The sequence below is a fragment of the Pseudomonas sp. BO3-4 genome, from assembly GCF_034044115.1.
Lineage (GTDB): Bacteria > Pseudomonadota > Gammaproteobacteria > Pseudomonadales > Pseudomonadaceae > Aquipseudomonas > Aquipseudomonas alloputida.
This window is the reverse complement of record NZ_CP139018.1, coordinates 4,789,986-4,816,025: the sequence shown is the minus strand read 5'-3', so window position 1 is coordinate 4,816,025 and position 26,040 is coordinate 4,789,986. Positions and strand designations below refer to the sequence as shown.

The following is a 26,040-nucleotide window of genomic DNA, read 5'->3' as shown; positions in this document are numbered from 1 at the left end:
GCGCAGTATGGCGCGAATTTTCGCTGCTGGGAAGAGGGGGTAAATGGCCCGAATGCCGTCCGATGTGCCCTTTTCGTGCACCCAAATGGAGGCTTATGGTGCACTTGTTCACATTCGGGGCAGCGCTTGTAACGGCTTGGCAACACCACCCAGCAGCCTCGCCAATGCCTTGACTGCGTGGTTAAGTCAATGAAAAAAAACACTATTTTTAGCTGGTGAAAAAATCGTCAGTTTGACCAAAGCCCCCAATTCACGGGGGTTTGAGGGGTGTGAGAGGGGGTTGTCCACCGAGTTATCCACAGGAACTGTGGATTGTCCCGAGCGCTTGCTCTAGCACGGGCGTGCCAGCAATGGGATGAACTGTCCGACAATCGCCATGCTCCAACAGACCGGTTGGTCATCCACCTGGAAACGTCAAGAAAAGATCATTGAAATTTTTTTCAATCCTCCAGAAATCGACAGGCCAGGGCGAGAAAAAAAGAGTAGAGTGGCGCGCCTTTCGAGTTACCAAACCTGTTGCTCATGAAGTTTCGCGGTAAACCCTTTCCAGCCCCGCTGCATCGACACCTGCACCTCCTGCCAAACGCTTTTCCCTGAAAGTGGCCTTGTGGTTGCTCGACAGCCCGCGCCTGGGCGACAACCCTCAGGTCAAGCACCTGGCCGGGCGCTTGCTGAAGCAGCCTGCGCGCCAAGGTGTGGTTGTGGCGCAGAGCCGCCTGGGTCAGATGCTGTGCCGCGATTGTGGCAACGCCCGTGACCGGCGTATAGGCCATGAGCTGCTGCGTCAGGCTGCCCGCGCAGGGGATCGGCGGGCGCAGCTGGAGTACGCTCGGCTGTGTCAGCACAACGAGCCGGAGCAGGCGCGCTATTGGCTTGAGCTTGCGGCAGGGCAGGGGTCGCAGGAAGCGCGGCGCTTGTTGCGACAGTGGTTTTCTGTCTGAGCTTTTTTGCCTGCGCGGGCCCTTTCGCGAGCAATCACCGATGTGTGTCCACCGCCGTGGTAGGAGCGGGTTTACCCGCGAATACGGTGGCGGCGGCAACGGTGAATGGCGGGTGGAGATTGGCCAGCAGGGCCGGCCTCTTCGCGGGTGAACCCGCTCCTACGGGCGACCGTGCAGGCATTACCTTTGCCTTCAGGCTTGCGCAGCGGGCAGGCCCGCGATGAGGCCGATGCAGGCAACACGCCAGTCAGGCTGATAAGCTGCACTCTATTTGCATCAGAGCGTTCGGGGTAAGCATGACAGTGGATCTGGCCAGCATTCTGCTGGGCTTGGTGGCAGGCGTAATACCCTGCCTGGTGTGGGTCATGCAGGTGCAGCGCCGCCAGGGCGCACGGCAAGGTGAGCAGGCCTTGCTCGAAGAGCGCCTCAACGCTGCCCAACTTGCCCAGGCTGGCCTGCAGGCGCAACTGGACGCCAGTCGCGACGAGGTCAGCGACCTCAGTGAGGCCAACGCCGTCAAACAGGCCCAGCTGGCCGCCCAAGGCCGTGAGCTGGAGCTGCTGCAGATCGACCGCGACAATGCCCGTGATGCGGCCCACGCCTGGAGCCTTGAGCGCGCCAACCGCGAAGCCGAACTGCGCCGCCTGGAAGCGCAAACCGCGCGCCTGGACGCAGAACTGCGTGAACAGCAGGAAAGCCACCAGCAACGCCTGGAAGACCTGCAGGAGGCCCGTGACACCTTGCGCGCCCAGTTCGCCGACATGGCCACCAAGATCTTCGACGAGCGCGAGCAGCGCTTCGCCCAGACCAGCCAGCAGCACCTTGGCCAGTTGCTCGACCCGCTCAAGGAGCGCATCCAGGCCTTCGAAAAACGTGTGGAGGAAAGCTATCAACAAGAGGCCCGCGAGCGCTTCTCGCTGGGCAAGGAGCTGGAGCGCCTGCAACAGCTCAACCTGCGCCTGTCCGACGAAGCCACCAACCTTACCCAGGCCTTGAAGGGCCAGAAAACCCAGGGTAACTGGGGGGAGCTTATCCTCGAACGCGTGCTGGAGCATGCCGGCCTGGAAAAGGGTCGCGAATACCAGACCCAGGTCAGCCTGAAAAGCGCCGATGGCGAGCGTTTCCAGCCGGATGTGCTGATCATGCTGCCCGGCGACAAGCAGGTGGTGGTGGACGCCAAGGTCAGCCTCACTGCGTACCAGCAGTTCGTTGCCGGCAACGACGAAGCTGCGCTCAAGCAGCATGTGCAGTCGCTGCGCAGCCACGTCAAAGGCCTGTCGAGCAAGGACTACAGTCGCCTTGAAGGCCTGCACAGCCTGGATTTCGTGTTGTTGTTCGTGCCCATCGAGGCGGCCTTTTCGGCGGCCCTGCAGGCCGAGCCGAACCTGTTCCAGGAGGCCTTCGACCGGCAGATCGTGATTGTCAGCCCTACCACGTTGCTGGCGACCTTGCGGGTGATCGACAGCCTGTGGAAGCAGGAGCGTCAAGGGCAGAACGCCCGCGAAATTGCCGAGCGTGCCGGCTGGCTCTACGACAAGTTCGTGCTGTTCATCCAGGACCTGGACGAGCTGGGCAGCCGCTTGCAGCAGGTAGACAAGGCTTATGCCGCTGCGCGCAACAAGCTGTGCGAAGGGCGTGGCAACCTGGTCAGCCGCAGCGAGCAGCTTAAGCTACTGGGCGCCCGTGCCAGCAAGAGCTTGCCGGCAGACCTGCTGGAGCGGGCGCTGTCCGACGAGGCGCTACCCGACGTAGCGGTTACTGAGCCAGGCTCAGATGGCGATTGAGCAGGGCGCGCAAGGCCGCCGGCTTGACCGGTTTGGCCAGGTAGTCCAGCCCTGATGCATGTACCAGGGCGATGGTTTCCTTGCTGCCGTCGGCGCTGATCACTACACCGGGTACCGGCTCACCCAGCCGTGCTCGAAGCCAGCCCATCAGCCCGGTGCCGGTCTCGCCGTCGTCCAGGTGGTAGTCCACCAATGCCAGGTGCGGGCGCATGCCTTTGGCCAGCAGGGCTTCGCATTCGGCCTGGTTGCGCGCGGTCCATACCTGGCAACCCCAGCGGCTCAGCAGGCTGTTCATGCCGATCAGGATGCTGTCTTCGTTGTCCACGCATAGCACGTGCAACCCGGCCAGTGGCTGGCCGCCCTGTTGTTCCACGGGCGCGCTTGGCGCCGCGGCGGCCTGGTGTGCAATCGGTACGCTGACGCGGAACACCGTGCCCTTGCCTGGCCATGAGCGTACCTCCAGCGGATGCCCCAGCACCCGACACAGACCGTCTGCGATGGCCAGGCCCAAGCCTAGCCCCTTCTCGGCACGGGTCTGGTGGCTGTCCAGGCGCTTGAACTCCTGAAAGATCACTTGCAGCTTGTCGTCAGCAATGCCCGGGCCACGGTCCCAGACCTCCAGCCACAGGCGCTCGCCCTGTCGGCGCGCGCCTAGCAGGATCGGGCTCTTGCCGTAGCGCAGGGCATTGGTGAGGAAGTTCTGCAGCACCCGGCGTAGCAGTTTCATGTCGCTGTCCACCCGCAGGCGGCTGCCGCGCAGGCGGAACTCCAGGCCTTTCTCGGCCGCCAGCAGCTTGAACTCGGCGCCCAGGGTGTCGAACAGCTCGTTGAGGGCGAAGGGTTTGGCATCCGGGGTGATCTTGCCGTTTTCCAGGCGCGAGATGTCCAGCAGGTCGCTGATCAGCTCTTCAGCCGAGCGCAGCGAGCTGTCCATGTGCTGTACCAACTGCTGGGCCTCTTCGTTCATGCCCTCGGCCTGTTGCGACAAGGCGGCAGAGAAAAGCCGTGCGGCGTTCAACGGTTGCATCAGGTCATGGCTGACGGCGGCCAGGAAGCGGGTCTTGGACTTGCTCACCGCTTCGGCCTGGCTCTTGGCTTCGGACAGCGCCTGGTTCAACTGCGACAGTTCGTGGGTGCGCTCCGCCACGCGTTGTTCAAGGCGTTCGTTGGCATCGCGCAGGGCCTGCTCGGCCTCGCGGAACGGGGTGATGTCGGTGAAGCTCATGACAAAGCCGCCGCCCGGCATCGGGTTGCCGATCAGCTCGATCACCCGGCCATTGGGGAACAGCCGCTCGGAGGAGTGCGCGCGGCCCTGACGCATCCAGTGCAGCCGCCGCGCCACATGCACTTGCGCCTCGCCGGGGCCGCACAGGCCGCGCTCGGCGTTGTAGCGGATGATGTCGGCAATCGGTCGCCCTACGCTGATCAGCCCGTCCGGGTAGTTGAACAGCTCCAGGTAGCGGCGGTTCCAGGCCACCAGGTGCAAATTCTGGTCGACCACGCTGATGCCCTGGTTGATGTTCTCGATGGCGCCTTGCAGCAGGGCGCGGTTGAACTGCAGCACCTCACTGGCTTCGTCAGCGATGCGCACCACGTCTTCCAGCTGCATGTCGCGGCCTTCGATGGCCGCTTTGACCACGGCGCGGGTCGAGGAGGTACCGAGTACCCCGGCCAGCAGGCGTTCGGTGTGCTCGATCCAGTCGCCATCGGCGTTCTGGTTCGGGTTGAAGCCCTTGCCCTGGCGGTAGGCAAAGCGGATGAAGCTCTGCCGTGCGCGCTCTTCCCCGACAAAGCGCGAGGCCAGGGTCAACAGGTCGTCGATCTGCACCGCCAGCAGCGGCTTGCTGCTGGGCCGCGCGCTGGTCTGCTGGCCAATGAACCGGCCGGCCTGCCAGTGCTCGGAAACCCGTGTGCGCGACAGCACCGAAACCCAGGCGAACAGGGTGAAGTTGCCCGCCAGTGACAGCACCACACCTTGGGTCAGTGGACTGATCGGCAGGTTCAGCGGGTTGCCGTGCAGCCACGCCAGGCCAGGGAACAACTGCAACGACCAGCCCAGGCTGTGCGCGGCAATCGGCAGCACCAAGGTGTAGAACCACAGGAAAATGCCGGCGGCCAGGCCGGCGAACACGCCGCGACGGTTGGCCTGCTTCCAGTACAGCGCGCCAAGCATGGCCGGGGTGAGCTGGGTCACAGCGGCAAAGGCGATCTGGCCGATGGTCGCCAGGCTGGCGGTGGAACCCAGCAGGCGGTAGCTGACATAGGCCAGCAGCAGGATCACCACGATGGTTACCCGGCGAACCGAAAGCATCCAGTGGCGAAATGCTTCGAAAGGCCGCTCGGCGTTGTTGCGGCGCAGCAGCCAGGGCAGCAGCATGTCGTTGGACACCATGGTCGACAGCGCCACTGCCTCGACGATCACCATGCCAGTAGCCGCCGAGGCGCCGCCGATGAACGCCAGCAGGGCAAGGCTCGGGTGCGCCTCGGCCAGCGGCAGGCTGATGACAAACGAGTCGGAGATCACCGTGCCGGGCAGCATCATCTGCCCGGCCAGGGCAATCGGCACCACGAACAGCGCGGCCAGTGCCAGGTACATGGGGAATACCCAGCGCGCCAGGCGCAAGTCCTGCGGTTCGATGTTCTCGACCACGGTAACGTGGAACTGCCGGGGCAGGCAGATGATTGCCATCATCGCCACGGCGGTTTGCACCACCATGGACGGCCAATTGATGGTTTCTTTCCAATAGTCCTGCAAGTGGATCGACTGGCGGGCCTGGCTGAACAGGTCGTCGAAGCCGTCATACAGGTTGAAAACGATGAAGATGCCCACGGCAAGAAACGCCAGCAGCTTGATCAGCGATTCGAAGGCGATCGCCAGGACCATGCCGCGGTGGTGCTCGGTCACATCCAGGCTGCGGGTACCGAAGACGATGGCGAACAGCGCCAGTACCAGCGATATCACCAGCGCGGTGTCCTGCACGCGGGTGCCGGTGGCGTCGGCGTTGGCGCCGATCAACAGGTTCACGCCCAGTACGATGCCCTTAAGCTGCAGGGCGATATACGGCAGCACGCCGACCAGGCAGATCAGCGCCACCACCACTGCCAGGGTCTGCGACTTGCCGTAGCGTGCGGCAATGAAGTCGGCGATCGAGGTGATGTTCTGCTGCTTGCTGATCAACACCATCTTCTGCAGCACCCACGGCGCGAAGATCAGCAGCAGTACCGGGCCCAGGTAGATGGGCAGGAATGCCCAAAGCTGTTCGGCGGCCTGGCCGACCGCGCCGAAAAAGGTCCAGCTGGTGCAGTACACGGCCAGCGACAGGCTGTACACCCAGGCACGCAGCTTTGGCGGCAATGGCGTGCTGCGGCGGTCGCCATAGAAGGCGATGGCGAACATGATGGCCATATAGGCCAGGGCGACCACGGCGATCAGCCCGCTGGACAACGACATGAAGACTCCGAAGCAAAAAGGTAACGCGGTCCCGATCAATCAGTCTGGCACGCAAGTGCCGCTTCGTCAGCGCAGACGATGGTTGTAGGAGCGGGTTCACCCGCGAAGAGGCCGGAACAGGCAACATCAACCCCTGCGGGTACCCAACCCATAGAACACCCCTGCCAGTATCACCGACAACACCAGCAGGTAGAAGACTGCCCCCGGCCACAGGTGTACCAGTGCAAACCCCACCATCACCGGCCCCAGCGCCGCCCCCAGGTTGGACAGGTTCTGCGCGCCGTAATACACCCCGCGCAAGTGCTCCGGTGCGATCAGGTCGATAAACATGTACTCGGCCGGGATCACGATGATTTCGCCCAGCGTGAACACCAGCATCGCCAGGCACCAGGCCAGTACCGAGCCCGCCAGCGCAAAACCCAGCAAGCCGGCGATGAACAGGCCCATGCCGGCCAACAGCCACGGCATCAGGCGCTGGCGGCTGATGCGCCGGCCAATCAGGTACTGCAAGGCAATGACTGTCACGGCGTTGGTGGTGACCAGATAGCCGATCAGCCGTGCCGCTTCGGCCGGGTTGCTGGTGACCACCAGGTACTGGGACAGGTAGGCGGTGAACTGGCCGAACACCACCGCGCTCAGCACCCCACCCACGGTAAAGCACACCAGCCGGCGATCCCGCGCCAGCCCCAGCGCCACTTGGCCGAAGCCGGCCGCAGGTTTGTCCGGCGCGCTGACCTGCAGGCTGCGATCACCCAGGCGCCAGTAAGCCAGGCACATGGCCAGGCCAAGCAGGGCAGAGGCGAGGAACGGCACATGGTCGTTCAGTTCAAGCATGGCCACGCCCAGCAACGGGCCGGCGGCGTAGCCGACGTTGCTGAGGGTGTACTTGATGGCGAATACCTCGGCCCGCTCATCCACCGGCAGTAACGCGCAGAAGCCCGCCTTGGCAGCAATGTCGACCACTGCCAGGGCCAGGTTGATCAATACCAGACAAAAGAAGAACGGCAGTGCCGAACGGCTGGCGACCGCGCCGACGAAGGCCAGGGCGAACAGCAGGGTACTGGCGCTGACCAGCGTGTGGTTGCTCAAGGTGTCGACCAGATGGCCACCGTACAGACTCAATAGCGAGGCGACGATCAGCGCGCCACCGATCAGCAGGCCGATCTGGCTGATCGGCAGCTGGAAATTGTCGGCCAGGTAAACCACCAGGTAGGGCAGGGTGAGGGCGCGGGCGACGGTAAGCGCGAAGGTGGTGGTGAGCAACAGGCGAACGGTGTGCGGGTAGCGTTTAATGGCGGCGAGCATTGCCACGTCCTTGTTGTGCGGGTTTGCCGAGCACAAGCATAAGCCACATGCGGTCCTTGCAGCAGCACCGGCAACGTTCAAGAGAAGATGGCAATGCTCCGGCTGGCTCACAGCCCTTCGCGACACAAGGCCGCTTCACGGACAAAGGGCGACAGGCGGAGGATTGACAGTCTGTCAGGCTCAGGGAATACTCTCGAAAAATTCATATATATGTTTATATAACAAGACGAGAGCGAGACCCATGCACCCATTGACCGGTGATGCTCGACTGCCCCGCTACCAACAACTGCGCGACCACATGGTCGCGCAAATTGCCAACAACCGCTGGCGCCCGGGGGAAGCGATCCCCACCGAAGCAGCCTTGGCCACCGAGTTCGACCTGTCGATCGGTACCGTGCGCAAGGCCGTCGATGTCCTGGTGGCCGAAGGCGTGCTGGAGCGCCAGCAGGGCCGCGGCACCTTCATTCGCCGCCCACAGTTCCAGTCGTCGCTGTTCCGCTTCTTCCGTTTCGAGGCCGCCAATGGCGAGCGCATAGTGCCGGAAAGCCGCATTCTTTCCATCGAGTCGCTGCCGGCGCCTTCGGCAGTGGCCGAGGCATTGGGCCTGGCAGGGGAGGCAGAAGTGATCCGCATCGTTCGCACACGTCTGCTTGGCGCCCAGCCGGTGCTGGCCGAAGAAATCTGGCTGCCGCGCCAAACCTTCCAGCCGCTGCTGGACGTGGATTTGAACAGCAAGGGCCCACTGCTGTACCCGATCTACGAAGCGCTGTGCGGTCAGGTGGTCGCCTACGCCGAAGAAACCCTGACCGCCGAAGCGGTCGACGCGGTGCATGGCCGCTTGCTGCAACTGCCGGCCGACAGCCCGGTGGTCGTGATCGAGCGCCTGGCCCGCGACTATGCCGGCAAACCTCTGGAATGGCGCCGCTCGCGCGGCCATGCGCAGCACTTCCGCTACCGCATCGACATTCGCTAAACCGGTCGCTTCACCCTTTTACCTGTCTGCGCCGTGCTGCCATGGCGCAGTGGCTTCGCCTGCCCGTCACACCACGAATAGAAGGATAACAATCATGTTCAGCTGGTATCGCGAGATCACCTCACGGGAACGCAAGACATTCTGGGCCTGTTTCGGCGGCTGGTCGCTCGATGCGCTGGAAGTGCAGATGTTCGGCCTGGCCATCCCCGCGCTGATCGCCGCGTTCTCCCTGACCAAGGGCGATGCCGGCCTGATCAGTGGCCTGACCCTGGTGACCTCGGCAATCGGCGGCTGGCTGGGTGGCACACTGTCCGACCGCTATGGTCGCGTGCGTACCCTGCAATGGATGATTCTCTGGTTCTCGTTCTTCACCTTCCTTTCGGCGTTCGTCACCGGCTTCTACCCGTTGCTGTTCGTCAAGGCCATGCAAGGCTTTGGCATTGGTGGCGAATGGGCAGCCGGCGCTGTGCTGATGGCCGAAACCATCAACCCCAAGTATCGCGGCAAGGTCATGGGCACGGTGCAGAGTGCCTGGGCTGTGGGGTGGGGGCTGGCGGTGGCACTGTTTACGCTGATTTACTCACTGGTGCCGCAGGAGTTTGCCTGGCGGGTGATGTTCTTCGTCGGTCTGCTGCCATCGCTGCTGATCATTTGGGTACGCCGCAACGTGCCTGAGCCGGACAGCTTCCAGCGCCTGCAGAAAGAAAAAGCCATTCCCTCCAGCTTCTTGCGGTCGATGGCTGGCATCTTCCGCCCGGAACTGCTGCGTGTGACCCTGCTGGGCGGCTTGCTCGGCCTGGGTGCCCACGGTGGCTACCACGCGGTGATGACCTGGTTGCCGACCTTCCTCAAGACAGAGCGCAACCTTTCGGTGCTGAACTCGGGCGGTTACCTGGCGGTGATCATCCTGGCCTTCTGGTGCGGCTGCGTGGTCAGCGGCCTGCTGATCGACCGTATTGGCAGGCGCAAGAACATCCTGCTGTTCGCCCTGTGCTGTGTACTGACCGTGCAGGCCTACGTGTTCTTCCCGCTGACCAATACCCAGATGCTGTTCCTCGGCTTCCCGCTGGGCTTTTTCGCCGCCGGCATCCCGGCCAGCCTGGGTGCGTTTTTCAATGAACTGTACCCGGCTGACGTGCGCGGCGCCGGGGTGGGCTTTTGCTACAACTTCGGTCGCGTGCTGTCGGCCGTGTTCCCGTTCCTGGTCGGGCACATGAGCGAGTCGATGTCCCTGGGCAGTGCCATCGGCATCGATGCCGGCATCGCCTATGGCGTTGCGGTGATCGCAGCCCTGTGCCTGCCCGAAACCCGTGGCCGCAACCTTGAATCTGCACCTGCGCCGGAAACGGCCGGTGCCGTCGCCAAGTAACCTGAACCTGTTTGTATGAGAACCATGCCCGACGCACCCGCTTTGCACCTGACTGCCATCGACAGCCACGCCCACGTGTTCAGCCGTGGGCTGAACCTGGCCCGCCAGCGGCGTTATGCGCCCAGTTACGATGCGCCGCTGGGCGACTACCTGGGCCAACTGCGGGCCCATGGTTGCAGCCATGGCGTACTGGTCCAGCCCAGCTTCCTGGGTACTGACAACCGCTACCTGCTCAGCGCCTTGCAGACCGCGCCAGGGCAACTGCGCGGGGTGGTGATGCTGGAGCGGGAGGTCGAGCGGGCGACCTTGGCGGAAATGGCCCGGTTGGGAGTCAGGGGGGTACGCCTCAACCTCATGGGGCAAGACATGCCTGACCTGACCGGCGCGCAGTGGCGGCCCCTGCTGGAGCGCATCGGCGAGCAGGGTTGGCACGTGGAACTGCACCGTCAGGTGGCGGACATCCCAGTGCTGGTGCGGGCATTGCAGCCCTATGGGCTGGACATCGTGATTGACCATTTCGGCCGCCCGGATGCCCGCCTTGGCCTGGGCCAGCCGGGGTTTGCCGAACTGCTGACCCTGAGCGGTCGGGGCAAGGTGTGGGTGAAGGTGTCCGGCATCTACAGGCTGCAGGGCTCGCCGGAAGAGAACCTGGCATTCGCCCGTCAGGCGCTGTGCGCACTGGAAGCCCATTACGGCGCAGAGCGGTTGATGTGGGGCAGTGACTGGCCGCATACCCAGCATGAGTCGGAGGTCAGTTTCGGTACCGCTGTCGAACAGTTCGAGGCCTTAGGGTGTTCAGCGCAGTTGCGTCAGGCACTGATGGTGGATACCGCGCGGGCGTTGTTTGGCTTCGAGTGACGTAGCGCCAGTGCTGCAACTGCTGGCAGGTCCTTGAACGCAATCTCGCTTGGTCATGCCTGAGCCGGTGCTTGCCAGTCAGCGCATTTCCCATGCAGATTTGTGGCCCGGCGCGCTTGGCGAGCCTCCAATTGAAAAGCCCTCAGGACCAAGGACGATGAGTCACTCTTCGCAATTCACCTTGCTCGGCAAGCGGCGTTTCCTGCCGTTTTTCATCACTCAGTCGCTGGGTGCCTTCAACGACAACCTGTTCAAGCAGTCGCTGATCCTGGCGATTTTGTTCAAGCTCAGCCTGGGCGATGGTGACCGATCGATCTGGGTCAACTTGTGTGCCTTGCTGTTCATCCTGCCGTTTTTCCTGTTTTCGGCGCTGGGCGGGCAGTTTGGCGAGAAGTTCGCCAAGGATGCGCTGATCCGTGCAATCAAACTGGCCGAAATCGTGATCATGGCGATTGGTGCGCTGGGCTTTGTCACCAACCATCTGTGGCTGATGCTGGTGGCGCTGTTCGGTATGGGGACCCACTCGGCGCTGTTCGGCCCGGTGAAGTATTCGATCCTGCCGCAGGCCCTGCGCGAGGAAGAGTTGGTGGGCGGTAACGGGCTGGTGGAAACCGGCACCTTCCTCGCCATCCTCGCCGGCACCATCGGCGCGGGGGTGATGATGTCGGCCGACAGCTACGCAACAGTGGTGGCCGGTGGCGTGGTCGGCACGGCGGTACTCGGCTACCTCGCCAGCCGCTGGATCCCTCGGGCGGCTGCCGCCTCGCCGCAAATGCCGCTGGACTGGAACATCTTCAAGCAGTCGTGGGTGATCTTGCGCATGGGCCTGGGCCAGCCGCCGGCGGTGTCGCGCTCGATCGTCGGCAACTCGTGGTTCTGGTTTGTCGGCGCCATCTACCTCACGCAGATCCCGGCCTATGCCAAGGATTGGCTGCACGGTGATGGCACCGTGGTGACCCTGGTGCTGACCCTGTTCTCGGTGGGCATTGCCCTGGGCTCGCTGCTGTGTGAGCGGCTCAGTGGACGCAAGGTGGAAATCGGCCTGGTGCCGTTCGGCTCGTTCGGCCTGACCCTGTTCGGCCTGCTGTGGTGGTGGCACTCCGGTGATGTACCGGCTGCAGCAGCGCCGCACGACTGGCTGGCACTGCTGGGCATGAGCCAGGCGTGGTGGATCTTGCTGTCGATCGTCGGCCTGGGTGTCTTCGGCGGCTTCTACATCGTGCCGTTATATGCGTTGATCCAGGCCCGCACGGCCGAGGACGAGCGCGCCAGGGTGATCGCGGCCAACAACATCCTCAATGCCTTGTTCATGGTGGTGTCGGCGGTGCTCACCATCATCCTGCTAGGCGTGGCCAAGCTGAGCATCCCGCAGCTTTTCCTGGTGGTGTCGCTGCTCAATATCGCAGTCAACACCTATATCTTCAGGATCGTGCCCGAGTTCACCATGCGCTTCCTGATCTGGCTGCTCAGCCATTCGATGTACCGCGTGCAGCACCGAGACCTCGAGCGCATCCCCGACGAAGGTGCAGCGTTGCTGGTGTGCAACCACGTGTCGTTCGTCGATGCGTTGCTGCTGGGCGGGGCCATACGCCGGCCGATCCGCTTTGTCATGTACTACAAGATCTACAACCTGCCGGTGCTCAACTTCGTGTTTCGCACTGCCGGTGCCATCCCGATTGCCGGGCGTAACGAAGACCAGGCGACGTACGAGCGGGCCTTCGCGCGGATTGCCGAGTACCTGGCTGATGGCGAGCTGGTGTGCATCTTCCCGGAAGGCAAGCTGACGGGCGATGGCGAAATCGATGTTTTCAAGGGTGGGGTCAGCCGCATCCTCGAAGAAACGCCGGTACCGGTGATTCCGCTGGCCTTGCAGGGGTTGTGGGGTAGCTTCTTCAGCCGCGACCCGGCCAAGGGCTTCTTCAAGCGCCTGTGGTCGCGGGTGACCATCGTGGCAGGCGCCGCCGTCCCGGTGGAGGCGGCGCAGCCTGAAGTGTTGCGCGAACAGGTCAGCCGCCTGCGCGGCCATCTGCGATAGGGGGTTAGCTGGCGCTGACTTTCAGGCCGACGAGGCCGCAGACGATCAGCGCCACACTGACCAGCCGCACCAGGGCCATGGACTCGCCGAACAGCATGATCCCGGCGATGACCGTACCGACTGCGCCTACGCCGGTCCAGATGGCATAGGCGGTGCCCAGCGGCAACTCCTTCATGGCCAGGCCCAGCAGGCCCAGGCTGATGACCATGGCGCCGACGGTAAGGACAGTGGGTAGTGGTCGAGTGAAACCGTCGGTGTATTTGAGGCCGACGGCCCAGCCAACCTCGAACAGGCCGGCGAAAAACAGGATGATCCAGGACATGAGTGTGTCTCCATCGTTTGAATGATGGGGCCGTCCCCGGAATGGTCACGCGGTGCGTCGTGAGGTCGTCCTCACAGTGGGCATCATGGTGCCTGTCTGCGGCCTTCCGGGCAAGGTCGGGCCTGCTGGCCAATTTCCACCCGTCGTTCACCGTTGCGGCCGCTACCGTATTCGCGGGTAAACCCGCTCCTACACAATTGGTGGTGGGCACACATTGGTGATTGGGCGCAGGCCGTCGTAGGCGCGGGTTTACCCGCGAAGAGGCCGGTGCTGGCAGAAAACAGGCCAGCACCGCATCTCATACCCGTCAGACCCCTTGCGGAATCTCTTCACCACCCAGCGCCTCGAACAGCACCGGCAGGAATTCGGCAAAGGTCATCATCATCAGCTGGAAGCTGGCGTCGAACTGTTGCGCAGCCTCATCGCCACCGTCCTGCTCGGCCTGCTCCTGCAGCAGCTCTTCGAACTTCAGGCGCTTGATGACCATCTTGTCGTCGAGAATGAACGACAGCTTGTCTTGCCAGGCCAGGGCCAGCTGGGTCACCACTTTGCCAGTGCTCAGGTGCAGCTGGATCTCTTCGCCAGTCAGGTCCTGGCGCTTGCAGCGCACGATACCGCCATCTTCGGCGGTGTCGCGCAGTTCGCACTCGTCCAGCACATAGAAGCCTTCGGCGGCTTGCTGCGATTTGACCCAGTCGGTCATGGTGGCCACCGGCGCAATCTTCACCGTGGCCGGGCGCACGGGCAGCGAACCCATCACTTCACGCAGGGTCGACAGCAGGTCTTCGGCGCGCTTGGCGCTGGCCGAGTTGACCAGGATCACGCCCAGGCGCGGGGCAATGGCAGCGAAGATCATCGAGCGGCGGATGAACGCACGCGGCAGGAACGCCTGGATGATTTCGTCCTTGATCTGGTCGCGTTCCTTTTTATAGACCTTGCGCATTTGCTCGGTCTCGATCTCTTCGACCTTTTCCTTGACCGCGTCGTTGACCACGCTGCTCGGCAGGATGCGTTCTTCCTTGCGCGCGGCAATCAGCAGGTACTCGCCGCTGACATGCACCAGGGGAGCGTCTTCGCCTTTGCCGAACGGCGCGACGAAACCATAAGTGGTCAGCTCCTGGCTGGCGCAGGGGCGGGCCGGTTTGCTGGCCAGGGCGGCTTCCAGCGCTTCAGGCTCGAACGGAACTTCCTGGGTCAGGCGGTAGGTCAGCAGGTTCTTGAACCACATGAGGGGCAATCTCTCCTTAATGCATAAGGCGGGCATTATTCTCCGAGCGGTGAATTCAGGCCAGCCCTGTCAGAGGGCCAGCAGTGGCTTATGCACGAAAGAATCGCCCGACAACGCTAGGTCTTTGAAAGGCCTGAGGTTTTTTTTGCAAAAAGTTTAAAAAGTGCTTGCCAGGGTGCGGGGCGCTCCGTAGAATGCGCGCCACACCGAGACGAAGGGTGATTAGCTCAGCCGGGAGAGCATCTGCCTTACAAGCAGAGGGTCGGCGGTTCGATCCCGTCATCACCCACCACTCGATGTATAGCGCAGCGGTAGTTCAGTCGGTTAGAATACCGGCCTGTCACGCCGGGGGTCGCGGGTTCGAGTCCCGTCCGCTGCGCCATATTCCACTTCCAGGGCCCACTGAACACCCGGAAGTAACAAAGAAAGCGACCTTAGGGTCGCTTTTTTTGTGCCTGTTTTTTGGTGTTTGACCGAAGTGTGAAAAAACTTCGATAAGTGCTTGCCAGAGCGCCAAGTCGCCCGTAGAATGCGCGCCACACCGAGAGACATGGGTGATTAGCTCAGCCGGGAGAGCATCTGCCTTACAAGCAGAGGGTCGGCGGTTCGATCCCGTCATCACCCACCACTCGATGTATAGCGCAGCGGTAGTTCAGTCGGTTAGAATACCGGCCTGTCACGCCGGGGGTCGCGGGTTCGAGTCCCGTCCGCTGCGCCATATTCCACTTCCAGGGCCCACTGAACACCCGGAAGTAACAAAGAAAGCGACCCTAGGGTCGCTTTTTTTGTGCCTGCATTTTGTACCCCTACCTGCACGCGTTTGCCGCAGCTTCAGCCACGACGTTCCTCCTCCCGCAATGTCAGCACCTCATACCCACCCTCAGTCACCGCCACGGTATGCTCCCACTGCGCCGACAAGCTGTGGTCCCGGGTGATCACCGTCCAGCCATCCTTCAACTCGCGCGTGCCGCGGCCACCCTGGTTGATCATCGGTTCGATGGTAAACACCATCCCCGGTTTCAGCTTCATGCCCATGCCGCGCTGGCCAATGTGCAGCACCTCTGGCCCTTCATGCATCTGCTGGCCAATACCGTGGCCGCAATACTCGCGCACCACGCTGTAACCCGCCGCCTCGGCATGGGCCTGCACGGCATGGCCGATATCGCCCAGCGTTGCCCCAGGGCGCACCTGCTCGATGCCTTTCCACAACGCGTCATAGGTGGTGTCGACCAGGTGCCGGGCTTCTTCGCTGATCTTGCCGATGCAATACATCTTCGACGAATCGGCAATGTAGCCGCCCTGTTCCAGCGTGATGTCGACGTTGATGATCGAGCCTTCCTTGAGCACCTCATCGACCTTGGGGATGCCGTGGCATACCACGTGGTCCACCGACGTATTGAGCGAGTAAGGGAAACCGTACTGGCCTTTGCTTGCTGGCCGTGCCTTGAGCGTATCGACGATGAACGCCTCGGCGCGGTCGTTGATCTGCATCGTGGTCACGCCGGGGCGGATGAAGCTGTCGAGTTCGGTGAACACCTGGGCCAGTAGCTGGCCGGCGCGGCGCATCAGGTCGAGTTGGGCGGGGGTCTTGAGGATCACCTGGGACATGGGAGGAGGGCAGTTGCTCATGCTGGAAATTGCCCCAGCATAGCGCCAGCGGGTACCGGCTTGCCACTGCATGGTGCGTAACCTGTGCAGGCCTCTTCGCGGGCACGCCCGCTCCCACAGGTACGGCGCCGCCCTCAGGCCTTGCGATATCCCTGTGGGAGCGGGCATGCCCGCGAAAGGGCCGGTATAGCTGGCCCATAAATTGCTGATCTACCCTCATCCCGGGCTATCAACGTCGACAGCCCTCACCACTTCACGACAAAGGCGCCGTGTTGCCCCGCTTGCATCTGCATGCCGGGGCAGCCGGCGCCTTTTTGCGTTTTCCACAGGAGCCCGCCCATGGCCAACAGCGAAGTACGCAGCGTCTGCCCCTACTGCGGCGTGGGCTGCGGCATCGTCATGAGCGTTGCCGATGGCAAGGTCGGCAAGATCAGCGGTGACAAGCTGCACCCGAGCAACTTTGGCCGCCTATGCACCAAAGGCCTCACCGCACACCTGCCTCTGAGTGCCAGCGGGCGCATGGCCGACGCCTATGTGCGCCAGCAACGCAGCCAGCCGCCAGTGCGCACCAGCATGGACCAGGCCATCGCTGCCACCGCCGAGCGTCTGCGCAGCATCATCGACCAGCACGGCCCGGATGCCGTGGCGCTCTACGTGTCCGGGCAAATGTCGCTGGAGGCCCAGTACCTGGCCAACAAGTTGGCCAAGGGCTTTATCCGTACGCGCCACATCGAGTCCAACTCGCGCCTGTGCATGGCCAGCGCCAGCAGTGGCTACAAGCTGTCGCTTGGCGCCGATGGCCCACCTGGCAGTTACCAGGACTTCGAGCACGCCGACGTATTTCTGGTGATCGGCGCCAACATGGCCGACTGCCACCCGATCTTGTTCCTGCGCCTGCTTGATCGGGTCAAGGCCGGCGCCAGGCTGATCGTCGTCGACCCGCGGCGCAGCGCAACCGCCGACAAGGCCGACCTGTTTCTGCAGGTGCGCCCCGGCAGTGACATGGCCTTGCTCAACGGCCTTTTGCACCTGCTGCATCGCAACGGCCACACCAACCCCGATTTCATCGCCCGCCACACCGAAGGCTGGGACGAACTGCCGGCCTTCCTCGACGACTATACCCCCGAGCGCGTCGCCGCCATCACCGGGCTGGCCGAGGCCGATATCATCAAGGCCGCCGAATGGATCGGCAGCGCCAACAACTGGATGAGCTGCTGGACCATGGGCTTGAACCAGAGCATTCACGGCACCTGGCACAGCAACGCCATCTGTAACCTGCACTTGGCCACGGGTGCCATCTGCCGCCCCGGTAGCGGCCCGTTCTCGCTGACCGGCCAACCCAATGCCATGGGCGGCCGCGACATGGGCTACATGGGCCCCGGCTTGCCAGGCCAGCGCTCAGCGTTGGTGGAAGATGACCGCGCGTTCGTCGAACGGCAGTGGCAACTGCCACCCGGCAGCCTGCGCAGCGAGGGCGGCGAGGGTACGGTGGCGCTGTTCGGGCAGATGAAAGCCGGTGAAGTGAAAGCCTGCTGGGTCATCTGCAGCAACCCGGTGGCCAGTGTCGCCAACCGCCAGCAAGTGATCGACGGCCTGCGCAAGGCCGAACTGGTCATTACCCAGGACGCCTTCCTCGACACCGAAACCAACCGTTACGCCGACATCCTGCTGCCGGCCGCGCTGTGGGCCGAAGGTGAGGGTGTGATGATCAACAGCGAGCGCAACCTGACCCTGATGCCACGCGCTGTCGAGCCCCCCGGGCAAAGCTTGCCGGACTGGCAGATCATTGCCCGCGTGGCGTGTGCCATGGGCTATGCCGACGCCTTCGACTACCCCAATGCCGAAGCGGTGTATGAGGAAATACGCCGCTTCCACAACCCTGTTACCGGTTATGACCTGCGCGGTATCGGCTATGCCGAATTGCGGACACAGCCGCGCCAGTGGCCTTGTGCACCGGGCAGCGAGCAGCATCGTAGCCCGCTGCGCTACCTCAACGACGGCAGCAGCCAGGCGCTCCTGCTCGATGCCCGGGGTAGGCGGCCGGCACTGGCCTTTCCCACCGCCAGCGGCAAGGCGCGCTTCTTTGCGCGGCCCTGGTTGCCGGCAGCGGAAGTGCCGGACGATGACTACCCCATGGTGCTTAACACTGGCCGTGTGCAGCACCAATGGCACACGTTGACCAAGACCGGCAAGGTGCCGGCACTGAACAAGCTGGAGCCCGGCCCCTACCTCGAGATTCACCCCGAGGATGCCGCCCGGCTGGGTGTCGCTGAAAAGGACCAGGTAGCCGTTCGCTCACGCCGGGGGCACGCCGTGTTGCCGGCGCGCATCAGTGACCGGGTCATGCCGGGCAACTGCTTTGCGCCGTTTCACTGGAATGACCTGATCGGCGAGCAATTGGCGATCAATGCCGCGACCTGCGATGCGGTCGACCCGCTGTCGCTGCAGCCTGCCTTCAAACACTGCGCCGTAGCCCTGGAGCGGGTCGCAGGCGAGCGCATCGACGCCCTTGATCTGAACACTGCCACTGTAGAGCCTGTCCGCATGCCGACCGCCACCCTGTCCCGTCTGCTTGGCCTGCACACCCTGCCGGTTCCGGTGCTGGCCGAAGAAGAGCGTCATTACCTGCAAGGTTTCCTGCTGGGCCTGGACCAGGCCCGCGCCGAGGGCGTACCCCGCCTGCCGGCCAGTGCGCCGCTGGCTGCCAGTCGTCGTTTGTTTGTCGACGGTTTGCTGGCCGGGCTGTTCGCCCAGCCTGCAACTGCGCCCATCGCGGCACAGGCCGCGCCATGGCATCAGGTGCTGTGGGCCTCGCAGACCGGCAATGGTGAGCAACTGGCCGAACGCTGCGCCGCGCGCCTGCGCGATGCTGGTCTGAGCGTGCAACTCAGCTGTCTGGAGGCGGTCAGCCCAAGCCAGCTGCAGGGTGTTGCCAGTGTGGTGTTGATCGCCAGCACCTTTGGCGATGGCGACGCGCCCGACAGCGGCGCGGCATTCTGGCAGGCCTTGCAGGGCGAGGAGGGCGCCCACTGCGCCGGGCTGCCCTATGCCGTACTGGCCTTGGGCGACTCCAGTTACGACCAGTTCTGCGGTTTTGGCCGCAAGCTCGACCAGCGCCTGGCCGAGCTGGGAGGGCAGCGCCTGCTGCAACGGGTGGACTGCGAGCCAGACTTCGACGAAGCCTTTGCCAGTTGGCTCGAAGCGTTATTACCTGCACTGGACAGCACTGCGGCGCCACAACCGGCGAGTGAACCTGCACCCGTATCGGCCTTCAGCAAGCAGCAACCCTGGATGGCCACCGTACTGGAAAACCGCCTGCTCAATGGCCCCGGCGCCAGCAAGGAAACCCGCCAGCTGGTCTTCGACCTGGGCGGCAGCGGCTTCAGTTATGCTGCCGGCGATGCCTTGGGCGTATGGCCGCGCAACTGCCCGGCCCTGGTAGAAGAGCTGCTGACACTGATGCAGCTCGATGGCCAGGCGATGGTCGAGCTTAAAGGTCATTGCGCCATGCCATTGGCCGAAGCCCTGCAAACACACCTGGAAATTGCCAAGGTCACTGCGCAACAACTGCAGGCATTTGCCAGCAATGCGCCTGACCTGCAGCGCTTGCTGCAGCCTGAATGCAAGGCCGAGCTGCAAGATTGGCTGTGGGGCCGGCAGCTGGTCGATGTGCTGCGCGCTTTCCCCCAGCAGTTGCCGCTGGCCAGCTGGCTGGAACTGCTCAAGCCATTGCAGCCGCGGCTCTATTCGATCAGTTCCAGCCCGCTGGCGCACCCAGGCCAGGTGCATCTGACGGTATCGACGGTGCGTTATGGCGAACGTAAAGGCGTGTGCTCAAGCTTCCTTGCCGACCGTGCGCAGGTGCAGAAAGTGGCGATCTTCCCGCAGGTGTCGAAGCACTTCCGCTTGCCCGAGGACGACAGCGTGCCGGTGATCATGGTGGGCCCTGGTACTGGCATTGCACCGTTCCGTGCGTTCCTCGAGGAGCGAGAGGCACGGGGGGCAAAAGGCGACAATTGGCTGTTCTTCGGTGAGCAGTACGCAGCGACCGATTTCTATTACCAGGAGCAGTTGCAGGCCTGGCAGGCGGCGGGGCACCTGCGGCTGAACACGGCGTTCTCGCGGGACCAGGCCGAGAAGATCTATGTGCAGCAGCGCATGCTTGAGCAGGGTGCGCTGTTGTGGCAGTGGCTGGAGGCGGGGGCGTATTTCTATGTGTGTGGCGATGCGCAGCGTATGGCCAGGGATGTGGATGCGGCGTTGCGGGTAATCGTCGCCGAGCATGGCCGGATGGATGCGGCGGCGGCGGCGGCTTATGTCGAAGGCTTGAGCAAGGCCAGGCGTTATCGGCGCGATGTGTACTGACGTGCTCCAAGATGGGGTGTTGTGCACCTTGAATGTGCATTGGCTGGGCGCGCCCAGCGCAAGTGTAGGAGCGGGTTTACCCGCGAAGAGGCCGACACAGGCAACCCAGGCAACCCAGGCAACCCAATTGGCACGCTCCCTGCTTAACCTTGGATACAACAAAGCCCACTGATCAACGGCGATCAACCGGGCCCCCTACCGTGATGAATACAGGCAAAGGCGCCTGGAGCTTCGGCTCCAGGCGCTTTTTTTTTGATCGAGGATCGGCTTATGAAGGCAACAGCGAGCAGCGGGCAACGAGAGCGACTGGTCATCGTCGGCAACGGCATGGTCGGCCACCATTGCGTCGAACAACTGGTCAGTCGCGGCGCCCTGCAGCGCTTCGAGGTGCGGGTATTCGGCGAAGAGCGCCAACGCGCGTATGACCGCGTGCACCTGTCCGAATACTTCGGCGGCAGCTGTGCCGAAACCCTGGCCCTGTGTGAGCACGATTTCTACGACGCCAATGGCGTGCACCTGCACCTGGGTGAGGCCGTGCTGGAGATCGACCGTGAGCGCCGCGAAGTCGTCACTGCCGAAGGTCGCTATGGCTACGACCAACTGGTGCTGGCCACCGGCTCCTATCCCTTCGTACCGCCGATCGAAGGCTCCAGCGACAATGCCCGCCTGGTCTACCGCACCCTGGACGACCTCGATGGCATTCGTGCTGCCGCAGCCGGTGCCCGCCGAGGGGTGGTGGTCGGCGGTGGCCTGCTTGGCCTGGAAGCGGCCAATGCCCTCAAGTCGCTGGGGCTGGAAGCCCACGTGGTGGAATTCGCCCCACGGCTGATGCCGGTGCAGCTGGACGGCGAGGGCGGTGCCGCGTTGAAGGCGCAGATCGAAGCGCTGGGTGTGGGGGTGCACCTGGCGCGCGCCACCCAGTCGGTCAGTGCCGGTGAAACCTACCGCTACCGCATGAACTTCGACGGCGGTGAGCACCTGGAAACCGACCTGATCGTGTTCTCCGCCGGTATCCGCCCACAGGATGCACTGGGCCGGGGTTGCGGCCTGGACATCGCCGCGCGCGGTGGCGTGGTCATCGATAACCACTGCCGCAGCAGCGACCCACGCATCTTCGCCATCGGCGAGTGCGCCTCGTGGAACGGCAGCGTGTTCGGCCTGGTCGCCCCGGGCTACAGCATGGCGCGCAACCTGGCTGGGCTGCTGATGGGCGAGGCGGCGGTGGCGTTCACCGGCGCCGACATGTCGACCAAGCTCAAGCTGCTGGGGGTGGATGTCGGTTCGATCGGCGACGCCCACGGTGCCACGCCCGGCGCGCGCAGCTATCGCTTCATCGATGAAGCCAACAGCGCTTACCGCCGTTTGGTGGTGGATGCCAGCGGCAAGCACGTGCTCGGCGCGGTGCTGGTCGGTGACAACAGCTATTACGACACCCTGTTGCAGTACGCCCAGAACGGCATCGCCCTGCCGGCCGACCCGGCAGCGCTGATCCTGCCGCAAGGCGGTGGTGCGCCGGCCTTGGGCGCCGATGCGCTGCCCGACAGCGCGACCATCTGCTCCTGCCACAACGTCAGCAAGGGGGCGGTGTGCGCCGCGATCGACAGTGGCTGTAGCGACTTGGCTGCGGTCAAGGGCTGCACCAAGGCCGCGACCGGCTGCGGCGGTTGCGCGGCCCTGCTCAAGCAAGTCTTCGAGCACGAACTGACGGCCCGCGGCGTGGCGGTGGACAAGAGCCTGTGCGAGCACTTTGCCTACACCCGGCAGGAGCTGTACGGGTTGGTGCGGGTGGAGGGTATCCGCACCTTCAGTGAACTGCTCGAGCGCCATGGCAAGGGCGATCTGGGGTGTGACATCTGCAAGCCGGCGGTGGGCAACATTCTCGCCTCGTGCTGGAACCAGCCGATCATGGACCCGGCACTGGTACCGCTGCAGGACACCAACGACACCTTCATGGCCAACATGCAGAAAAACGGCACCTATTCGGTGGTACCGCGCATTCCCGGTGGTGAAATAACCCCCGACAAGCTCATCGTCATCGGCCAGGTGGCCAAGAAATACGACCTGTACACCAAGATCACCGGTGGCCAGCGCATCGACCTGTTCGGCGCCCAGTTGCACGAGCTGCCGCTGATCTGGGGCGAACTGATCGAGGCCGGTTTCGAAACCGGGCACGCCTACGGCAAGTCGACCCGCACGGTGAAGTCGTGCGTGGGGAGTACCTGGTGCCGCTACGGCGTGCAGGACAGTGTCGCCATGGCCCTGCGCCTGGAAGACCGCTACAAGGGCCTGCGCAGCCCCCACAAGCTCAAGTTCGCGGTATCGGGTTGCACCCGTGAATGCGCCGAGGCGCAGAGCAAGGACATCGGCGTTATCGCCACCGACAAGGGCTGGAACCTGTACGTGTGCGGCAACGGCGGCATGCGCCCGCGGCATGCCGAGCTGTTCGCCACCGACCTGGACGACGAAACCCTGGTACGCCTGATCGACCGCGTGCTGATGTTCTACATCCGCACGGCCGACAAGCTGCAGCGCACCTCGGTGTGGCGTGAAAACCTGGAAGGCGGGCTGGACTACCTGAAGCAGGTGATCATCGACGACAGCCTGGGCCTGGCCAATGAGCTGGAAGCGCAGATGCAGCAGGTGGTCGACCAGTATGAATGCGAGTGGGCCAATGCCCTCAACGACCCGGAGAAGCTCAAGCGCTTCCGCACCTTCGTCAACGACCGCCGTGCTGACCCGGACGTGCACTTCGTGCGCGAACGCGAGCAACGCCGGCCTGCTGCGCCATTGCACCTGATACCCACTGTCGAGGAGGCTGTCTGATGAACCTGGCCAATGCTGCTGTGAACACGCAAGAAAACTGGCAGACGGTGTGCCAGGCACAAGATCTGGTGGCCGACTCCGGCGTCGTGGTTTGGTTCGATGGGGCCCAGGTGGCGTTGTTCTACCTGCCGGGGCAGGCCCAGCCGCTGTACGCAGTGGACAACCGCGACCCACGCTCCGGCGCCAACATCATCGGCCGCGGGCTGGTGGGCAGTGTGCAAGGTGAGCTGGTGGTGGCAGCGCCGCTCTACAAGCAGCACTTCAGCCTGCTGAGTGGGGAGTGCCTGGAGGATGCCGGGCAGAGGTTGCGGGTGTGGCCGGTGCGGTTGAAGGGGGAGGCGGTGGAGCTGGCTTTGGCCTGACAACCCTTTGCTGCCTGTGTCGGCCTCTTCGCGGGCAATCCCGCTCCTACGGAATCTGCACCGCCTTCAAATACGGCGCTGCACCTGTGGGAGCGGGCTTGCCCGCAAAGAGGCCGGCACAAGCCGACTAAATAACCAACCCCTGCGGCGTGCGCCCGGCAAACACATCCACCAGGCTGGCTACCACCATCTCGCCCATGCGCGTGCGTGTCTGTACCGTGGCACTGGCTCGATGCGGTTGCAGGACTACATCTTCGCGCTCGAACAACGCCTCGGGCGCTCGCGGTTCATCGGCAAACACATCCAGCGCCGCGCCAGCGATCTCGCCGGCCTGCAATGCCGCGACCAACGCGGGTTCATCCACCAGCTTGCCGCGTGCGATATTGATCAGATACCCCTCGGCGCCCAACGCCCGCAGCACGTCGCGATTGATCAGCGCCTCGCCCTTGTCAGCCGCCGCTGCGAGGATCAGCGCATCGCTGTCCTTGGCCAACTGCAGCAGATCTGCCTCGAACCCGTAGGGCACATCCAGCGCCTGGAGATCGGTGTAGCGGATCGGGCAACCGAAGGCTGCCGCCCGCTGCGCGACTGCGCGGCCGACGCGCCCCATGCCGACGATGCCCACGCGCATGCCCGACACCTGCCGAGCCAGTGGCAACGGTGCCAGCGGCGTGGCACTGGTGGCCCAATGGCCGGCGCGAACGAAGCGGTCACCGGTGCAGATACCCCGGCACAAGCCGATCAGCAGGCCAATCGCAAGATCGGCGACGTCCTCGGTGAGGGCACCGATGGTTGCCGTCACCTGGATGCCACGATCGCGAGCATAGGCCAGGTCTACCGCGTCGGTACCGACACCATTGACCGCGATCACTTCAAGGTGGGGCAAGCGTGCCATCAGCGCCTGGCTGATACCGGTGTGGCCGCCGGTGATCACGCCGCGAATATTGCCGGCATGCTGGCTGACGTAGGCCTCCTTGTCGACCTGTTCGTAGTAGCGGTGTACGGTGAACAGCTGTTCCAGGCGCTCACGGATCTGCGGGATCAGGATAGGGCTCAGTTGCAGGACTTCGGGTTTCATCGGTCACTCCATCATAAACAGGGATCAGCCACGGCCAACGAACGGCATGTTGCTGGCCATCACGGTCATGTTCAGTACGTTGGCGTCGAGCGGCAGCGCCGCGATGTAGCGCACTGCATCGGCCACATGGCGCACGTCCAGCATCGGCTCGGCTGCGATCTCGCCATTGGCCTGGCGTACCCCCCGGGTCATGCGCTCGGACAACTCGGTCAGGGCGTTACCGATGTCCACCTGGCTACACACGATGTTGTACGGCCGGCCATCCAGCGCCAGCGCCTTGGTCAGGCCAAGCACCGCATGCTTGCTGGCCGTGTAGGGTGCAGTGAACGGGCGTGGGGTGTGCGCCGAGATCGAGCCGTTGTTGATGATTCGCCCACCTTGCGGTTGCTGGCGGCGCATCAGGCCGAAGGCAGCGCGGGCGCACAGGAACACCCCGTCGACGTTGGTGGCGATGACGTTGCGCCAGTTCTCCAGCGGCAGCTCGTCCACCGGCACGGCGGGCGCGTTGATGCCGGCATTGTTGAAGATCACATCGAGCCGGCCGTGCACTTCTTCGATGGTGGCGAACAGCTGCGCGACGCTCTGCTCGTCGCGTACATCGGTGGGCACGGCCAGCGCCTCACCGCCTGCTGCCAGCGCCTGTGCAACCACGGCTTGCAGGGGGGCGGCGCGGCGCCCGGCGAGCACCAGGCTGAAGCCGTCATCCAGCAGGGCGAGGGCGACGGCGCGGCCGATGCCGCTACCGGCACCGGTGACCAGGGCGATTTTCTTGTTCTGGGTCATGTCGGGTCTCCGTCAGGTTCAGGCTGCGTTGGCTGTTTGCCCGGCAGGGCGGGGGCCGACACGCAGGTGCAGTTCGCCGATACCGTCGATGCCGGCGTGTATCGTGTCTCCCGGTTTCAGCGGGGCCACGCCGGGCGGGCTGCCGGTCATGATCAGGTCGCCCGGGCGCAGCGGCAGCTGGCGTGACAGCCGGCTGATCACTTCGGCCAATGCCCAGGTCTGCTGGCTCAGGTGGGCACGCTGGCGCTCCTCGCCATTGACCTGCAGCCACAGCGACGTATCCAGCGGCCAGTCGCATTCGCTGGCGGGGACGATGGCGGTCATCGGTGCCGAAGCCTCGAACACCTTGGCGCCTTCCCACGGCAGGCCCTCGGCCTTGGCCTTGCGCTGGTGATCGCGACGGGTCATGTCCAGGCCGGCGGCAAAGCCGAACACGTGCTCCAGGGCGTGTTCCGGGGCAATGTCGGCACCGCCCTTGGCAATGGCCGCGACCAGCTCGATTTCATGGCAGAACTCCTCGGTCTGCGGCGGGAAGGGCAGCTCGCCCGATGCCTCGACGACGTTGCTCGCCGGCTTCATGAAAAACACCGGCTCCTGCGGCGCCGCGCCGTAGGATTCCGGCCACGGGTAGTTGCGGCCGAGGCAGAACACCCGGCCGACGGGGAAGCGCGCATCGCTGCCGCGGATCGGCAGGCTGACGATGGCCGGCGGGTTGAACAGGTAGGTCATGGGTGGATCCTCCGTACTGGAGTGGC

16 protein-coding genes, 4 tRNA genes and 1 pseudogene are annotated in these 26,040 nt (G+C 63.9%); 13 read left to right on the top strand and 8 right to left on the bottom strand.

Annotated elements, in window-relative coordinates; genetic code table 11:
• The first annotated feature begins 522 nt into the window (after positions 1-522).
• Positions 523-941: pseudogene (locus tag REH59_RS22080) on the top strand (tetratricopeptide repeat protein).
• A gap of 410 nt (positions 942-1,351) precedes the next feature.
• Positions 1,352-2,725 (top strand): DNA recombination protein RmuC, encoded by a 1,374-nt coding sequence (rmuC, locus tag REH59_RS22075; RefSeq protein WP_161774447.1) that lies wholly within the window; start codon positions 1,352-1,354, stop codon positions 2,723-2,725.
• On the opposite strand, the gene REH59_RS22070 is transcribed toward rmuC, so the two are convergent.
• Both REH59_RS22070 and REH59_RS22065 read right to left on the bottom strand, forming a co-directional pair.
• Positions 2,697-6,176, bottom strand: coding sequence for a PAS domain-containing hybrid sensor histidine kinase/response regulator (locus REH59_RS22070; RefSeq protein WP_014859883.1), 3,480 nt, complete (start codon positions 6,174-6,176; stop codon positions 2,697-2,699). The two genes, rmuC and REH59_RS22070, sit on opposite strands and share 29 nt — an antisense overlap.
• A 126-nt stretch (positions 6,177-6,302) precedes the next feature.
• Positions 6,303-7,481 carry an MFS transporter gene (locus REH59_RS22065; protein WP_014859884.1) on the bottom strand — a complete coding sequence of 393 codons (1,179 nt, stop codon included), beginning with the start codon at positions 7,479-7,481 and terminating at the stop codon, positions 6,303-6,305.
• 241 nt (positions 7,482-7,722) lie between these two features.
• Here REH59_RS22065 and REH59_RS22060 point away from each other — a divergent pair, with 241 nt between their 5' ends.
• From REH59_RS22060 to REH59_RS22045, 4 genes are all read left to right on the top strand, one after another.
• Positions 7,723-8,454: a GntR family transcriptional regulator gene (locus REH59_RS22060; RefSeq protein WP_014859885.1), complete on the top strand. Its 732-nt coding sequence runs from the start codon at positions 7,723-7,725 to the stop codon at positions 8,452-8,454.
• Between the two features lie 94 nt (positions 8,455-8,548).
• Entirely contained in the window at positions 8,549-9,823 is a 1,275-nt protein-coding gene (locus REH59_RS22055) for an MFS transporter (RefSeq protein ID WP_014859886.1), read from the top strand.
• Positions 9,824-9,847: 24 nt separating this feature from the next.
• Positions 9,848-10,681, top strand: coding sequence for an amidohydrolase family protein (locus REH59_RS22050; protein WP_003252504.1), 834 nt, complete (start codon positions 9,848-9,850; stop codon positions 10,679-10,681).
• A 157-nt stretch (positions 10,682-10,838) separates the two neighbouring features.
• Positions 10,839-12,716, top strand: a complete 1,878-nt coding sequence (locus REH59_RS22045) for an MFS transporter (protein WP_004575312.1) — start codon at positions 10,839-10,841, stop codon at positions 12,714-12,716.
• Positions 12,717-12,720: 4 nt separating this feature from the next.
• On the opposite strand, the gene sugE is transcribed toward REH59_RS22045, so the two are convergent.
• Both sugE and rdgC read right to left on the bottom strand, forming a co-directional pair.
• Positions 12,721-13,038 carry a quaternary ammonium compound efflux SMR transporter SugE gene (sugE, locus tag REH59_RS22040; RefSeq protein ID WP_003252507.1) on the bottom strand — a complete coding sequence of 106 codons (318 nt, stop codon included), beginning with the start codon at positions 13,036-13,038 and terminating at the stop codon, positions 12,721-12,723.
• A 307-nt stretch (positions 13,039-13,345) separates the two neighbouring features.
• On the bottom strand, positions 13,346-14,266 hold the full coding sequence (gene rdgC / locus REH59_RS22035; protein ID WP_003252510.1) for a recombination-associated protein RdgC: 921 nt from the start codon (positions 14,264-14,266) through the stop codon (positions 13,346-13,348).
• Between the two features lie 216 nt (positions 14,267-14,482).
• Here rdgC and REH59_RS22030 point away from each other — a divergent pair.
• The 4 genes from REH59_RS22030 (at position 14,483) to REH59_RS22015 (ending at position 14,984) form a co-directional block, all read left to right on the top strand.
• Positions 14,483-14,558: transfer RNA gene (locus REH59_RS22030), tRNA-Val, on the top strand.
• Positions 14,559-14,571: 13 nt separating this feature from the next.
• Positions 14,572-14,648, top strand: a tRNA-Asp gene (locus REH59_RS22025).
• 170 nt (positions 14,649-14,818) lie between these two features.
• A tRNA-Val gene (locus tag REH59_RS22020) sits at positions 14,819-14,894 on the top strand.
• 13 nt (positions 14,895-14,907) lie between these two features.
• A tRNA-Asp gene (locus REH59_RS22015) sits at positions 14,908-14,984 on the top strand.
• Between the two features lie 113 nt (positions 14,985-15,097).
• Here REH59_RS22015 and map read toward each other — a convergent pair.
• Positions 15,098-15,946, bottom strand: a complete 849-nt coding sequence (gene map / locus REH59_RS22010; RefSeq protein ID WP_014861539.1) for a type I methionyl aminopeptidase — start codon at positions 15,944-15,946, stop codon at positions 15,098-15,100.
• A gap of 267 nt (positions 15,947-16,213) precedes the next feature.
• Here map and REH59_RS22005 point away from each other — a divergent pair, with 267 nt between their 5' ends.
• From REH59_RS22005 to nirD, 3 genes are all read left to right on the top strand, one after another.
• Positions 16,214-20,239 (top strand): bifunctional nitrate reductase/sulfite reductase flavoprotein subunit alpha, encoded by a 4,026-nt coding sequence (locus tag REH59_RS22005; protein WP_014861540.1) that lies wholly within the window; start codon positions 16,214-16,216, stop codon positions 20,237-20,239.
• Positions 20,240-20,509: 270 nt separating this feature from the next.
• Positions 20,510-23,062, top strand: coding sequence for a nitrite reductase large subunit NirB (gene nirB, locus REH59_RS22000; protein WP_014861541.1), 2,553 nt, complete (start codon positions 20,510-20,512; stop codon positions 23,060-23,062).
• Complete coding sequence (gene nirD / locus REH59_RS21995; RefSeq protein WP_014861542.1) at positions 23,062-23,424, top strand: nitrite reductase small subunit NirD; 363 nt, start codon at positions 23,062-23,064, stop codon at positions 23,422-23,424. Before nirB ends, nirD begins: the two co-directional genes overlap by 1 nt.
• A gap of 127 nt (positions 23,425-23,551) precedes the next feature.
• Here nirD and REH59_RS21990 read toward each other — a convergent pair whose 3' ends face one another.
• The 3 genes from REH59_RS21990 to REH59_RS21980 are packed head-to-tail and all read right to left on the bottom strand — an operon-like array spanning position 23,552 to position 26,014.
• The gene (locus REH59_RS21990) at positions 23,552-24,502 is read right to left on the bottom strand and encodes a 2-hydroxyacid dehydrogenase (protein WP_014861543.1); all 951 of its coding nucleotides are present in this window, start codon (positions 24,500-24,502) and stop codon (positions 23,552-23,554) included.
• Between the two features lie 24 nt (positions 24,503-24,526).
• A complete protein-coding gene (locus tag REH59_RS21985) occupies positions 24,527-25,285 on the bottom strand; it encodes an SDR family oxidoreductase (RefSeq protein WP_014861544.1) in 759 nt (252 codons plus the stop codon).
• Positions 25,286-25,303: 18 nt separating this feature from the next.
• On the bottom strand, positions 25,304-26,014 hold the full coding sequence (locus REH59_RS21980; RefSeq protein ID WP_014861545.1) for a fumarylacetoacetate hydrolase family protein: 711 nt from the start codon (positions 26,012-26,014) through the stop codon (positions 25,304-25,306).
• Positions 26,015-26,040: the final 26 nt, after the last annotated feature.